The organism is Labrenzia sp. R5_0, from assembly GCF_017743835.1.
Classification (GTDB): Bacteria; Pseudomonadota; Alphaproteobacteria; order Rhizobiales; family Stappiaceae; genus Roseibium; species Roseibium algicola.
This window is the reverse complement of sequence record NZ_JAGHRK010000002.1, coordinates 1371529-1385604: the sequence shown is the minus strand read 5'-3', so window position 1 is coordinate 1385604 and position 14076 is coordinate 1371529. Positions and strand designations below refer to the sequence as shown.

The window sequence follows — 14076 nt, the reverse complement described above, 5'->3', positions numbered from 1 at the left end:
GGAACAAGATAATGCTGACCAGACTTCTTTCCGGCGACACGCCGCGCAGCGGCCTACTGACTGCGCTGCTGCTGATCGTGTTGATCTCGCTCGCCTTTGCACCGTTTCTCTTTCCCGGTACCAAGTCGCTGGAGACGGCCGCGCGGATCTGCATCTTCATCGTGCTGGTGGCAAGTTACGACCTGCTGCTGGGCTATGCCGGTATCGTTTCCTTCGCCCACACCATGTTCTTCGGCATCGGCGCTTATGGGACCGCGCTTGCCTTGTCGACCACCGGGCCGAACTACGGTTCGCTGATCTGGGGCACGGCGGCGGGTGCCGGGGTTGCGGCCCTGTTCGCGCTGGCCATCGGGCTGTTCTCGCTTCGGGTGAAGGCGATCTTCTTTGCCATGGTGACGCTGGCGGTCGCAAGCGCCTTTGCCGTGCTGGTGTCGCAGATGTCCTGGCTGACAGGCGGTGAGGACGGGCTCAACTACAAGATCCCGCGCGAACTGACGCCCGCCTTCAAGCTTATCAAGGCGAAGGTGTTCGACGTCAGCATCAATGGCAAGATCCTGGCCTATTACCTGGTGTTCTTCGCCGCCGCGATCCTGTTCCTGGTCATGCTGCGCATCGTCAACTCGCCGTTCGGCCGCACGCTGAAGGCGGTTCGCGACAATGCGTTCCGGGCGGAGGCGATCGGTTACCGCGTGGTCTGGTATCGCACCACGGCCACCGTTCTGTCGGCAGTCATGGCAGCGCTTGCAGGCTCTCTTCTGGCCATCTGGCTGCGCTACACCGGCCCGGCAACAACGCTCTCCATGGAGATCATGATCGACATTCTGCTGATGGTCGTGATAGGGGGCATGGGCACGCTCTATGGGGCCGTGCTCGGGGCAACCCTGTTCATTCTGGCGCAGACCTATCTGCAGAACCTGATGGGTGTTGCTGCAGAAGCAACCAGCGCGGTGCCGGTGTTCTCGACGCTGGTGGCGCCGGAACGCTGGCTGTTGTGGCTGGGTGTTCTCTTCATTCTGTCGGTCTATTTTTTCCCGACGGGCATTGTCGGACGGCTACGGGCGGGGCGTGCGTGAGCGGGAATATTCTGCATATCCGCGACGAGGGAACGGGCAGACCGCTGGTGCTGATCCACGGCTGGTCCTGTCCGGGCCGGTTCTTCGAAGGCCAGATCGAGGCTCTGAAAACTGACGCCCGTTGCATTGTTCCGGATCTGCCGGGCCACGGCAAAACAGCGGGCCGGTTGCCATTGACCATCGAGGCAGCAGCCGATGCGGTTCATGCGGCTTTGGCCGAGCGCGAACTAACTGAAGTAATCCTCTGCGGTTGGTCGATGGGTGCGCTGGTTTCCTATGCAATGATCGAGCGGCACGGCGCGGACCGGATCTCGCAGTTCGTTGCCATTGACATGACGCCGAAGGTTCTGAACGACCCCGACTGGCAGAACGGAACGCTGAACGGCCTCAATGCCGAACTCAACGACCATTTCCTGAATGCCATTGTGGCGGATTGGGCCAAACTGCCGGCCCGGATCGCGAGACGACTGTTCGCCGAAGGCCTGCCCGTGCCGGAGTGCGTTGCGGACCTAGCCCGCAAAGAGATTGCCGCAGCCGATCCTGTGCTCTTGAAGCCGATGTGGTCGTCACTCACCGCGCAGGATTTCCGCCCTCTTTTGAAAGCCTTTCCCGTGCCGTTTCATCTGGTTGCAGGTCTGCGCAGCCAGCTTTACGGCCCGGGTGTCCATCGCTGGCACGCGGACAATGTTCCGGATTTCCATTTCCATGGTTTTGAAGCGTCGGGTCACGCGCCGCACATGGAAGAGCCGGACAAGTTCAACAGCCTGCTGTGGAACCTGGTGAAGGGCTGAGGCGCACAAACTTGGCTTTTTGGGACGGCCATCCTGACCGTTTCCTCAGTGTCCGCCGCCCAACTTCGTCTTCACGAATTCAATGATCCGGTCCAGGATGCTCAAAACCAGGAACACGGCGAGCAGGCCGACGAAGAAGCGGAGGTCGCGCAGCAACGTGCCGGGGGCAAAATTCTGGACGCTGCTGTTGGCGTAGGTCCACACAGCCCAGGCGATCCCGGCGAGGAGCGCTGTCATCACCAGCGAGATCAGGATGGTCTGCCAGAGGGGCTTTTGCGGCTGGTCGCTCATTTCAGCACCCTGGCGGTCAGAAGGTCCGCCTTGAACACCATCAGGTCGTCCAGTTGTTCGACCTCACCTTCGACCTCGATGTAAAGCGCCAGCAAGGGATCGATGGCTTCGCCAAGAAGCTGGCCGTCCTTGCCTGCCAGGAGAAAGAAATTGCGTCCCTCGACCGGTCCGGACGAGACGAAGACCGGCGGAATGCCGCCGGTCAGGCAAAGGTCCGCGCAGGCCTTGTGCGCAAGGCCCCGGCCCGGGCGCATGGCGCCCGCATAGCACTTGCCGTCGCAGATTTCACCGGTCAGTTTCCAGCGTCCCAGCGAGACGGGTTCGGATGGGGTGAAGCCGGGCGCATCGTCCGTAGCAGGTGCTACCTGTCCCACCTGGATCATTGTCAGATCGCCCCGGTTCACCGGCACTCCGCGCAAGGTCACCGGCATCTCGCGATTGGCTTCTGCCTGTTCAAAAACACCGCGTTTGCCCTGGCCTGCCAGCATGTAGGTGCGGGCAGGGGTGTCGCCATCAGCCGGAATGCGGAACACCGGATAGGGCCGGAGTTCGAGCAGGCCTGTTTGCTCGAACCTGTTGCCCCACTGAAACGTGCCGCTGCCCGGATCGTTCTGGGTGGTGGACAGGGCGAAGGCTGCAAGGCCCAGTCCCGCGACAAAACACAGGGAGAAGACCCCGAGAAAGGCCACCAGTGGCTTCGGCACCTTGTTGAGATAGCCGACGAAAAACGGAGCCGCCTTGGTTTGTTTCCAGCTCATGACGCACCTCCGATCACCACCGGCTCGACATAGGTGCCGGGTGGCAGAGCGTTGGGATCGAGAAGAACGGTGGAGCCGACCAGCTTCAGCTTGTAGGTGGCGATCTTCTCGGTGAAGGGCGCGGGCGCGCAGCCGTCGGCCAGATTGTACTGATACCCGTGCCAGGGGCAGGTGATGCAGCCCCACAGCACCTTGCCCTCGCCAAGCGGACCGTTCTGGTGGGCGCAGACATTGGTGACCGCCGACAGCTTGCCGTCATACTTGAAGATGGCGACACGCTCCTCTTCGCTCAGGGTCACGACCTTGGCGCATTTGTCGTCGATTTCGTCCACCTCTCCGGCGACGACCCAGCCGGCTTCCTCCAGGGAAGCCTTTGCCGTGGCATCGCCCTTTTCCCGATTGGCCTCCAGGCGTCCGCTTGCAAAGTGAAGACCGCAGACCATGACAACGCTTGCCGCAACCATGCCGGTGAAGATGGGATCTGACGGTCCCTGCAGCGCGCCGAGCGCGACATGCAACACCACGAAGGCGTAGGCGGCATAGATGAACATGTGCAGCGCCTTCCAGATCGGCGCTCCCAGAAAGCTGAGCCAGAAATCATGGCTGGTGGCAGCCAGTACGAACAGGATCAGAAGAGCAGCGATACCGAAAGCCTCGAAGGGAAAGCCGATCACCTGCCCGTAGCTTGTGTTGGACGACAGTAACGCGACGTAGCTGTCTGTCGGTGAGAAGTTGAAATACCAGCCAAGCACATAGTTGGCGTGAACGGCGGCAATACCGGCGGTCATCACGCCGAAATGGCGGCGGTTATAAAGCAGCGGCAAAAAGCGCCGGTCGAGCCGTGCCAGCGGCCCGATGCACAGGATCACCGTCAGCATCAGGAAGGCACAACTGCCGAAGGCACGCATCCTCAGGATGGCACCGTCGATTGGCCGGGTGACATCCTCGTAGAACGGCCCGACACGAATGAAGATGTAAAGATAAAGCGCAACGGCAATCAGCAGGATGGCATCATAGACCATCTTGTTGCGATTCCAGATCACCGGTGTGTATTGCACGCTCATTGGCTTGCCTCCCCGGAGCTTTCCACCGGAGCTTCAATCAGCACAGCCGGTCTGTCCGTGGGGGGCGACTGACGCATCGCCAGAATGGTGAAGAAGACCAGCGGCAGGAGCAGGCCGAGGACGGTCCAGATACGGGCATGGGCTTTGCGATGTGCACGTTTCACCGGCCAGCCTCCCCATGCTTTTCAAGCACGTACCAACGATAGAGCACCAGCGGCCAGATCAGGCAGATACCTGGAATGAGCAAGGGCCGGAAGACATGAGACCCGCGTGCGGATGGCTCCACCCGGTCGATGCCGATGACAAGAAAGAGTGCCGCGACCAGCCCGCCGGCCATGAGATAGTATTTTCCGATGTCGATCAGAATGGCTGCTGTTTGCAAGTGGACCCCCGCCAGGTCTGGATGTGATTGGTGTCAGCTTAGCTCATTACGAAGCATTGCCAACGGTCTCTTCAATTCTTCCGGTCCGAGTTGGCCGCTCTTCTCTTCTCACCCCGTCATTGCAGGGCTCGACCCTGCAATCCATGCCGTTTCCGTGCCTTGAGCGAGGTCCGTCATGTCGAACCGCAATGGCATGGATCCCATGGTCGAGCCATGGGATGACGGAGGAGGAGGTGTTGCTCGAGTGGCCTTGCCGCGTAAAAGGAGCGATTGAGACCTTGTCACGGTTTCCATCACACCAGATCCGCATCCGTGATGATCTCCACCAGCGACGGACCGTCGTGGGCGATCGCATCGGCGATGGCGTCTTTCAGCTCGGCGGGGTCGGTCACCCGGTGGCCGTGACCACCGCACAGGCGCGCGAAAGCGGCGAAGGACGGGTTGGTGAGGTTCGTTTCCCAGACCGGCCATTCGCCCGAGCGCTGCTCCTTGGAGATCTTGCCGAGCTCGGAATTGTTCAAAAGGATATGGGTTATATCCATTCCGTATTTGACGGCCGTGGTGAACTCCATGGCGTATTGACCAAAACCTCCGTCACCCGAAATCGAGATCACCTTGCGGCCCCGGAATTCCTCGAAGTCCTGGGTCGCGCTCCAGGCGCCGAGGGCTGCCGGCAGGCTGAAGCCGATGGAGCCGAGATAGCCGGACATCAGGATGCGTTGTCCGCAAGGCTCAAAATACCGACCGAAGGAATAGGTGTTGTTGCCGACGTCGACCGGGATGATCGCGTCCGGTGGGCACAGATCGCTCAAAGCCTTGAAAACGGCTGCCGAGTGAATGCCCCTGCCGCCGTCCTCGGAAAGACGAAGGTCCTTTTCCGCGCGCCAGATTGTCCAGCGTTCCACCAGCTCGCTCGCCTGGTCGGGGGCATCTGCCGGTTTCAGCACCTGATCGACAATCGCCTCGCAGAAAGTGCCGATCTCGCCCCACACGGGCAGGGTCACCGGATGGAACTTGCCGAGTTGCATGCGCTCGAAATCCACCTGGATGATGGTCTTGTAGGGGGCGATGCCTGTGTGGTTGGCAAAGGAAGACCCGAGCGAGACGATCAGATCCGCCTCGTTCATGAACCAGCTTGCAATGGGCGTCCCGGAGCGGCCAAGAACACCGGCCGCCAGCGGGTGGGTGTCCGGGATCAGGCCCTTGCCCTTGAAAGTGGTCAGGACCGGAGCGCCGAGCTTTTCGGCAAGCGCAACGACCTTGTCGCGAACATCCTTGGCGCCGTAGCCAAGCACAATGACCGGGCGTTTCGCTGCGTTGATCATCTCAACGGCCTTTGCGAGATCCTCGCCGGAGGGCGTGATGCCGGTTCCGCCGAGGCGGCCTTCGGGTTTGCCTGCCTCCCGGCTGCTCGGATTGGTCTGGACGTCGTCGGGGAAAATGAGATTGGCGACATCCCGTTCCACCAGCGCGGTTTTCAAGGCCAGCGACATCAGCTCGGCATGGTTGGAGGTGCTGAGCACCGGCTGGGAAAACTTCGAGACGGCTTCGAATGCGGATTTGAGATCAATGTCCTGAAAGGCCCCCGGGCCGAACACCTGGGTCTGCACCTGGCCGGTGAGGGCCAGCACCGGTGACCGGTCGACCTTGGCGTCCCAGAGGCCGGTCAGAAGGTTGGTCGCACCGGGGCCGGCAATAGTTAGGCAAGCTGCCGGTTTGCCTGTCAGCTTGCCATAGGCGGAGGCGGCGAAGGCGGCCGCGCCCTCGTGGCGAATTCCGATATAGCCCAAAGCGCCCTTGTCGACCTGACGGCGTATCGCATCTGCAAGACCGAGGTTGGAGTGGCCGACCATTCCGAAGACACGCTTGACGCCCCAGTTGACCATGGTTTCGGCCATGACGTCGGTCACCGTGCGTTCATGGGGCGGCTCCGGGTCCAGGCCGATGTAGATCTCGTCGCCATCGATCCTGAGGGGATAGAGCTTCTGGCCACTGTCCTCGTGACCGCCGGGAGGCGTGCCCGTCAGCGGATCGAAGTCCCAACCGTGCCAGGGGCAACGGATCCAGCATTTGCCGTCCGATCCCTTCTCGATGGAACCTTCCCCGAGCGGGCCGCGCTGATGCGGGCAATGATTGTCCATCGCCGCCCACTGGCCTTCGAAGTGCGACAGGCAGATCGAGGTTGTGCGCGCCGTAACCGTTTTCACCCGGCCTTCGGGCAGGTCTTTGACGTGTCCAACCTTGATCCAGTCGAGATCCTGAGCGTCCATTGGTCTTCCTCCCTTAAACGTCGCGATCGGTCACGCGATGCCGCCATAGGCAACGCCGGATAGTTCGGCCATTTCCCGTTTCCAGGTCGTCAGGTCTTCCAGGGTGAACTGGCTCAGGTGCGAATGACCGCAGGCCCTTGCCATCACCTGCATCAGTTCAACCGATGCTTCGAAGAAGTTGGTCAGCTGGCGGGCGGATTTCTCGATTTCCAGCCGATTGACCAGATGCGGTTTCTGGGTGGCGATCCCGACCGGGCAATTGTTGGTGTGGCAGGCTCGCATGGCGATACAGCCGATGGCCTGCATGGCCGAATTGGAAAGCGCCACCGCGTCGGCACCGAGCGCCAGGGCCTTGATGAAATCGGCCGGTTTGCGCAGGCCGCCTGTGATGATCAACGTGATGTCCGGCCGTTCCGACGTGTCGAGGTGCCGCCGGGCGCGGGCAAGCGCGGGAATGGTCGGAACGGAGATGTTGTCGCGGAAGATGATCGGTGCTGCCCCGGTGCCGCCGCCACGGCCATCAAGGATGATGTAGTCGACACCCAGCTCCAGCGCCGCGTCGATATCCTTTTCGACGTGCTGGGCCGACAGCTTGTAACCGATCGGGATGCCGCCGGTGCGGGTGCGGACCTCGTCGGCGAAATCCTTTATCTGGGATCGATCGGTCCAGTCCGGAAAGCGGGGCGGCGAGATCGCGTCTTCGCCTTCCTTCAAGCCGCGGACCTCGGCAATCTTGCCCTTGACCTTGGCACCGGGCAGATGCCCACCCGTGCCGGTCTTGGCCCCCTGGCCACCCTTGAAGTGAAATGCCTGAACCTTGTCGAGCTTGTCCCATGCAAAACCGAAACGGGCCGAGGCAAGTTCATAGAAATACCTTGAATTGGCCTGTTGTTCTTCCGGCAGCATGCCGCCTTCGCCAGAGCAGATGCCGGTTCCGGCAAGGTCTGCGCCTCTGGCAAGGGCAATCTTGGCCGGCTCCGACAGGGCGCCAAAGCTCATGTCGGAGACCAGCAACGGGATCTTCAGTTTCAGCGGTTTCTGCGCGTTCGGCCCGACAACAACGTCGGTGCCGACTGGTTCGTCCTCCAGAAGCGGGAATTTCTGCAGTTGGGCCGTCAGGATCTGGATATCGTCCCAGTCGGGCAACTGGTTGCGCGGCACGCCCATGGCGTCGACGCGGCCATGATGACCTGTCTTTTTAAGACCGTCGCGGGCGTATTGCTGGATCAGGCCGTTGTAAGGTTCTTCCTCTGTGCCGTGGCTGGTGTCGGCATAAAGGCCGAGGTAGCTGTTGCGGTTGAACGGCTGCGGATGCTCCCGGGCCCAGGCGGCGACCTCGTCCTCGTCGACCAGGATATCGTCGCCTTCCACCCAGCTCTTGAATTTCGGCAGGGCCTCGGAGTTGTTGTATTCGGAGACGCCGCTGTCGAGCCGGTAATCCCAGTAATGAACACCGCAGATGAGGTTGTTGCCGCTAATATAGCCATCGGACATGAGCGCGCCGCGATGCAGGCAGCGACCGTAGAAGACGGAGATGTCGTCGTCGAAGCGAACAACCACAAGGTCGACATCTGCGACGAGGGCATAGGTCGGTTTTCTGTCCGGCAATTCGCTGAGTTTGGCAACAACCTGTTTTGTCATGTCTTCCCCCGGCTACTGGCGATATGCGCCCTTGCTATTGGGTTGGTCGAAATTCAGTCGGCAGGCACTTCCGGCCGCATGGGCGGCATGGCCTTGAGTTCCGCTGCCCCGTCCTTGCCGGACATGTGAGCAGCGTACCATTTGGCAAAAGGCACGGCTGTGACACCATGCAGGACCGCGCTGATCCAGACAGCGTTAACGGCCAGGTTCAGGAGCTGTTCGCCGATTGCGTGATCGATCTGGTCAACGACGAGCAGCGCGAAGAGGGCTGTTGCCAGTCCGCGCGGGCCGAACCAGCCGAAAAAGAGCTTGGTCAGCGGGGCGGCATCCGTGCCGGCAAGCGACAGCCAGACCGCCAGTGGCCGCACCACGAACAGGCTCACCAGAATGAGTGCAAGGCTGGCGGCATCAAGGTGAGCGATGGCTTCGGGCAACAGGGCAAGACCGATCAGGAAAAAGGCACCCCAGGAAAGCATCTGGCCTTCGCTTTCGGTAAACTCGTAAATGAAGGCGCATTGCCCCTTGATGACGTTGCCGAAGAAGAGCCCTGCGACGAACGCTGATATGAAGCCGTTGCCGCCGATTTCGCCGGCGGCCAGATAAGCGCCGCAAGCCATGGCAATGGCGCCGATGCCTTCGATGGTATCGGTGGTCATGCCCCGGCGTTTGGCAGCCAGAAACAGCACCCCGCCCGCAGCACCGATAGCCGCGCCCGCCAGGGGACCAAGGATCAGTTGCTTGGCGCCGAACATCAGCCAGTCTGTCGCGCCCGGCTGCATCATTTCCCCGGCAAGGCTCGCGAACAGCAAGATGGCCGGCAGGGCCAGTCCGTCATTGAGGCCGCTTTCCAGCGTCAGCGCCCGGCGCACCCGCTCCGGCACCGCCTTGTTGGTGATGACAGCCTGGCCGAGAGCAGCATCGGTCGGGGCGAGCAGCGCGGCAGCAAGAGCGGCGACGATGAGCGGTTCGCCGCTCAAAAACGGTATGGCCGCCATGGTTCCGATAATGATGGCAAGTGGCAGGCCAAGGGCGAGCATGCGCAGGGGCCATTGGTGGCGCTGGCGCAGGGCCTGAAGATTGATCTGGGCAGCGTCCAGGAACAGAAGGACGATGAGAGCCATTTCGGCAACGATATGCAGAAGGCGTTCAGCATCGGTTCCGGGCATCAACCCGGTCTGGGCCATCAGGTAGCCGAAGCCGATGAAGAGGATCGGCGCTGTCAGGACGCCCTTCGACAATGTCCTGGCCAGCAGCGTGTAGCAGACCGTAAACAGCGCCAGAAGCAACAGGCCGGTTGTCATGAAACGGTATCCCCCTCGAACGCTGTGACGTTAGGATGGCGCGAGCTGCCGTCTCAAATCATAATGCGATGACGCGGTTGTGCGACAGCCGTGATTTGCCAAAGGTGAAAATGCGTTTGGAAAGGGTGGGGCCAAGGCACGTGTGAGGATTACTGCAAGGCCGCCAATTGCTTCAGGATGCGCTGCGCATCGGCGGGTTTGGCGGCGATTTCAAGGATCAGTTTCTTGCGCACTGCTTCGGCAAATGTCGCTGGACTGTCGGCAGTCACCACAAAGGCGGCCGGACCGCCGATGATGCTCTCGTAGAACCGCTTTTCCAGATCGTAGGCAATCGGCCGGCCGGAACAGTGTCGGCACAGAACCGCCAGGCCGTTGATGACAATACCCGAGGAAACCACGATATTCCGGGCTTCGGGTATGGTCGGACCGTTCCAGTTGTTGGCGCTGTCGGCAGAAAGGTCGATCACCCTGCGCAAGCCCGCAAACGCATTGTCGTCGATCAGCTCCTTGCCTTTCAGAAGCGCTGCGCCAATGGCGTTGCGGCCGTAGGCGCGGCGCGGGGCAGCCATCAGTTCCGTTGCAAAATGCTGGGCGCTCTCAGGTCCGTCGATGACTGTCCAGTCCACGACAACATCCTGGGAGTGCATGTCCGCCCATTCGACATAGGTGACGACGATCTTGCCGTAGATATTGCTTGCGATGGCATTCAGCACTGACGGATCCGTGATCGCGTCGGCATAGCCCTTGCGCTGGAAGCGGATTTCCTCGTCATCGATTGACCCGGTCGCATCGGCCAGGAGCACCAGTTCCAGGTCGAGTTCTTCGGAAAAGGCTGGGGGGATCAGAAAAAGGCACCAGACAACAACAGCAAGGATTATCCGCATCGCAACCGTCTCCCCATGGCAAAGGCATTTGAGAGTAGCTAGGGCGGGGTCGGGAAAAGGGCAGGGTGGATGATGGTCGTGTCGCGAAGTTTGTCGTTGTTTTCACGTGTCATAATACGGCTTGCCCCACTCGTATTCGAGGAAGCTCTCGCCACAGAATATTTGCACTCAAGCACTGGCAACTTGTCATCCCTGCGCAGGCAGGGATCCAGTAATTCACAGAGTTTGCTTTTTTTCGTCTCATACGACACGGCGTACTGGGTCCCGGTCTTGCTGCTGACGCAACAAACCGGGACGACAAATCATGGAGGTTCGGATGTGCTTAATCCCGCAATCCATGCCAATGCGTTTCCTCGTTCACGCTCTTTGTATGGAGGTGCAACGGCTTGGATCCCATGGTCATGCCATGGGATGACGACACTTGGAATTGAACAAACAAAAAACCCGCCTTCCATCGGAAAGCGGGTTTTGCAGGGTCTGCTTTTTAACCAGAGCTTACGCGACAGCGCGGGCCAGTGCACATTGCGACCACAGGTCATTGATCGCGTTGGCGAGGTGTTCGATGTCCTCGGCCGTGTGCAGCGGTGTCGGGGTGAAGCGCAGGCGCTCCGTGCCGACCGGAACTGTCGGATAGTTGATCGGCTGAACGTAGATGCCGTAGGTGTCCAGAAGGATGTCGGAGATCCATTTGCACTTCTTGGCATCACCCACCATCACCGGAACGATGTGGCTCGGGTTTTCCATGTGCGGGATGCCGCGCTTGTCGAGAGCGGCGCGGACCTGGGCGACCCGGTCCTTGTGCGCCTTGCGCTCGAACGGGCTGTCCTTCAGGTGACGGATGGAGACGGCTGCGCCCGCTGCCAGCGCCGGCGGCAGGGCGGTGGTGAAGATGAAGCCGGAGGCGAAGGAGCGGATAAAGTCGACAACCGTCTTCGAACCGGTGATGTAGCCGCCCATCACGCCGAAGGCCTTGCCGAGCGTGCCTTCGATGATGGTCAGACGATCCATCAGGCCTTCGCGTTCGGCAACGCCGCCACCGCGCGGGCCGTACATGCCGACGGCATGCACTTCGTCGAGGTAGGTCAGTGCACCGAACTTGTCGGCAACGTCGCAGATCTCCTTGATCGGCGCGATGTCGCCATCCATGGAATAGACGCTTTCGAATGCGACCAGTTTCGGCGCGTCCGGATCGTCCGCCGCCATCTGGCGTTCCAGGTCTTCATAGTCGTTGTGCTTGAAGATGCGCTTTTCGCAGCGGGCGTGGCGGATGCCTTCAATCATGGAGGCGTGATTGAGCGAGTCCGAATAGACGATCATGCCCGGAACCTGGGAGGCGAGCGTACCCAGCGCTGCCCAGTTGGAAACATAACCGGACGTGAAGATCAGAGCAGCTTCCTTGCCGTGAAGGTCGGCCAGCTCGTTCTCCAGAAGAACATGGTAGTGGTTGGTGCCGGAAATGTTGCGCGTTCCGCCTGCGCCTGCGCCGCATTTGGAGATCACGTCCTGCATCGCGGACACGACCTTTTCGTTCTGGCCCATGCCGAGATAATCGTTGGAGCACCAGACGGTCACGTCCTGAACGGAACCATCTTCGCGGTAACGGGTTGCGCGCGGAAAAGCACCTGCCTGACGTTCCAGATCTGCAAACACACGGTAATTGCCGTTGTCATGCAGTTTGCCCAGGCGTTCTTCCAGATACGCGTTCACGTCCATTCTCAGGATCCTCTCATCGCGGGCACCTTTGCCAGCGCCTCTCTCCTGCCCGCGCAACTCGCGTCCCGCGCGGCCAATTTGCTGCCTGGAACCTTTCCGTCCGATTCCAGACTAGCAGCTAACTTATAGCCATTCAAAACTGCTTATCAAAGTTTTGGCCTTGATCAAGGTCAAAAACCCCGGCTGCGTCCAATCGCCATAGTGTCCGTTGCCGTGGTTTGCCAAGGAAAACCGGCCTTGTTCCCTTGTCGGAAAAAGTGCGCAATTCCCGGAGAAACCGAAGAATATCCCAAGGTGATTGCCGGAAAGTTTTCGCGGTTACGGCAAACATGGGTACGGCATCGAAATGTGCACGGGGCCAAATTGCCGCATTCTTCGGCCCGGTTTGAAGAAGTTTCTTGCTTTCAACCCACAAACATGAATACTGATTCATGTTTCATGAATTGGGAGGAAACAGCAGGTGCGCAAACCAGCCGCAGAAGCAGACGCGCCGCAAAAGGCTGCAGGCAACCAGCCGAAAACGGCGCGCGGTGAAGCCACCCGAAAGGCGATCCTGACCGCTGCCGAAAGGGTGATCGGCGAGAAAGGCTACAACGACGCCTCCATCGGCCACATTACCAGTGAGGCAGGCGTCGCCCAAGGCACTTTCTATATCTACTTCACCACCAAGGAGCAGGTGTTCTCGGAGCTTGTCCTGGAAATGGGGCGGCTGGTCCGACACACGATCGCCGAGGCAACGCAGGGCATCGGCAACCGGCTGGAAGCGGAAGAGGCCGGCCTGCGGGCCTTCCTGGAATTCGTCCAGGCCCATCCGGACCTCTACCGGATCGTTCAGGAAGCACTGTTCGTCGATCCCGCCGCCTATGAGGAATATTACAAGACATTCGCCGCCGGTTACCGGTCGGGGCTGGTTGCCGCCGAGGCCGCCGGCCAGATCTCCAAGGGAGACACGGAAACCCGTGCCTGGGCCCTTATGGGCATCGCCCGGGCCCTTGGCGAGCAGCTGGTCGTGTTCAAGTCGGAAAAACCCATTTCCGAACTGGTTGCCAGTGCCTACGACCTGATTGCCAACGGCATCAAACCCTGAGGCGCATGTCATGGGTCTCGTTGAGGCAGAAACACGCAGCGGCGCGATCTGGATATGGTTGAACCGGCCGGACCGGCACAATGCCCTGGTTCCGGCCCTGGTTTCGCAACTGCGGAGCGCCATTGCCGAAGCGGCGATGGCCGAACCGGTGGCGCTGGTTCTGTCGGGCCGCGGATCCAGCTTTTCGACCGGTGGCGATATTGGCGGGTTTTTGGACCATGCCGGATCGCAGGGTACACTCATGACCTACTCGGACGAGCTTGTCGGCAGCTTGCACGAGACGATCCTCGACCTGCTGTCCTTTCCGGCGCCGGTGCTGGTGGCGGTCAATGGGCCGGTGACGGGTGGGTCTGCTGGCTTGATGCTTGCGGCAGACATGGTCGCCATGTCCGGGACGGCCTTTGTCCAGCCCTACTACAATCAGGTGGGGTTCGGTCCGGACGGCGGCTGGACAGCCTTGCTGCCGGACCGCATCGGCACTTCTAAGGCACTTGCGATCCAGTATCGCAACACGCGCATCGGTGCTTCGGAGGCCGTGGAACTGGGGCTTGCCGTCTGTCAGGTGCCGGGGGCTGAGCTTGTTGCAACTGTTGACGGCTGGGTCGTGGATCTCGGCAAAGGCTTCGCCCAGACCCATCGCACGACACGGCAGAGTGTTTGGGATGCACGCAGATGCGCGATGGTGCGAGAGCGTCTCGACCAGGAAAAAGCCAGGTTCCTGGACCTGGTGAGTCGTCAAAGCACGCTCGACGGCATGAAGGAATTCACCAGGAAACGGGCCTGAGGAGAAGCCCGTCCGAAGGACCAGGACGGCGACAGCA

Annotated in this window: 14 protein-coding genes; 4 read left to right on the top strand and 10 right to left on the bottom strand. The window is 60.6% G+C overall.

Annotated elements, in window-relative coordinates:
- Positions 1 to 11 precede the first annotated feature (11 nt).
- Positions 12 to 1073, top strand: a complete 1062-nt coding sequence (locus J7447_RS15185) for a branched-chain amino acid ABC transporter permease (protein ID WP_023003028.1) — start codon at positions 12 to 14, stop codon at positions 1071 to 1073.
- A complete protein-coding gene (locus J7447_RS15180; RefSeq protein WP_209170097.1) occupies positions 1070 to 1864 on the top strand; it encodes an alpha/beta hydrolase in 795 nt (264 codons plus the stop codon). The genes J7447_RS15185 and J7447_RS15180 overlap by 4 nt, the downstream gene beginning before the upstream one ends.
- A 45-nt stretch (positions 1865 to 1909) precedes the next feature.
- Here J7447_RS15180 and J7447_RS15175 read toward each other — a convergent pair whose 3' ends face one another.
- From J7447_RS15175 to hemA, 10 genes are all read right to left on the bottom strand, one after another.
- A complete protein-coding gene (locus tag J7447_RS15175; RefSeq protein ID WP_209170096.1) occupies positions 1910 to 2155 on the bottom strand; it encodes a hypothetical protein in 246 nt (81 codons plus the stop codon).
- Positions 2152 to 2913 (bottom strand): hypothetical protein, encoded by a 762-nt coding sequence (locus J7447_RS15170; RefSeq protein WP_209170095.1) that lies wholly within the window; start codon positions 2911 to 2913, stop codon positions 2152 to 2154. The genes J7447_RS15175 and J7447_RS15170 overlap by 4 nt, the downstream gene beginning before the upstream one ends.
- A complete protein-coding gene (locus tag J7447_RS15165) occupies positions 2910 to 3977 on the bottom strand; it encodes a Rieske 2Fe-2S domain-containing protein (protein WP_209170094.1) in 1068 nt (355 codons plus the stop codon). The genes J7447_RS15170 and J7447_RS15165 overlap by 4 nt, the downstream gene beginning before the upstream one ends.
- A complete protein-coding gene (locus tag J7447_RS15160) occupies positions 3974 to 4141 on the bottom strand; it encodes a hypothetical protein (RefSeq protein WP_209170093.1) in 168 nt (55 codons plus the stop codon). The genes J7447_RS15165 and J7447_RS15160 overlap by 4 nt, the downstream gene beginning before the upstream one ends.
- On the bottom strand, positions 4138 to 4359 hold the full coding sequence (locus J7447_RS15155) for a hypothetical protein (RefSeq protein ID WP_062487206.1): 222 nt from the start codon (positions 4357 to 4359) through the stop codon (positions 4138 to 4140). The genes J7447_RS15160 and J7447_RS15155 overlap by 4 nt, the downstream gene beginning before the upstream one ends.
- A 293-nt stretch (positions 4360 to 4652) precedes the next feature.
- Positions 4653 to 6629 (bottom strand): thiamine pyrophosphate-binding protein, encoded by a 1977-nt coding sequence (locus tag J7447_RS15150; RefSeq protein WP_209170092.1) that lies wholly within the window; start codon positions 6627 to 6629, stop codon positions 4653 to 4655.
- Positions 6630 to 6659: 30 nt separating this feature from the next.
- Positions 6660 to 8270, bottom strand: coding sequence for a glutamate synthase-related protein (locus J7447_RS15145; protein WP_209170091.1), 1611 nt, complete (start codon positions 8268 to 8270; stop codon positions 6660 to 6662).
- Between the two features lie 53 nt (positions 8271 to 8323).
- Positions 8324 to 9571 carry a cation:proton antiporter gene (locus tag J7447_RS15140; protein WP_209170090.1) on the bottom strand — a complete coding sequence of 416 codons (1248 nt, stop codon included), beginning with the start codon at positions 9569 to 9571 and terminating at the stop codon, positions 8324 to 8326.
- 149 nt (positions 9572 to 9720) lie between these two features.
- Entirely contained in the window at positions 9721 to 10455 is a 735-nt protein-coding gene (locus J7447_RS15135) for a DUF1194 domain-containing protein (protein ID WP_023003038.1), read from the bottom strand.
- Positions 10456 to 10950: 495 nt separating this feature from the next.
- Complete coding sequence (hemA, locus tag J7447_RS15130) at positions 10951 to 12168, bottom strand: 5-aminolevulinate synthase (RefSeq protein WP_031270302.1); 1218 nt, start codon at positions 12166 to 12168, stop codon at positions 10951 to 10953.
- 460 nt (positions 12169 to 12628) lie between these two features.
- Here hemA and J7447_RS15125 point away from each other — a divergent pair, with 460 nt between their 5' ends.
- Complete coding sequence (locus J7447_RS15125) at positions 12629 to 13255, top strand: TetR/AcrR family transcriptional regulator (protein ID WP_055656335.1); 627 nt, start codon at positions 12629 to 12631, stop codon at positions 13253 to 13255.
- Positions 13256 to 13265: 10 nt separating this feature from the next.
- Positions 13266 to 14039: an enoyl-CoA hydratase/isomerase family protein gene (locus tag J7447_RS15120; protein WP_209170089.1), complete on the top strand. Its 774-nt coding sequence runs from the start codon at positions 13266 to 13268 to the stop codon at positions 14037 to 14039.
- Positions 14040 to 14076 lie beyond the last annotated feature (37 nt).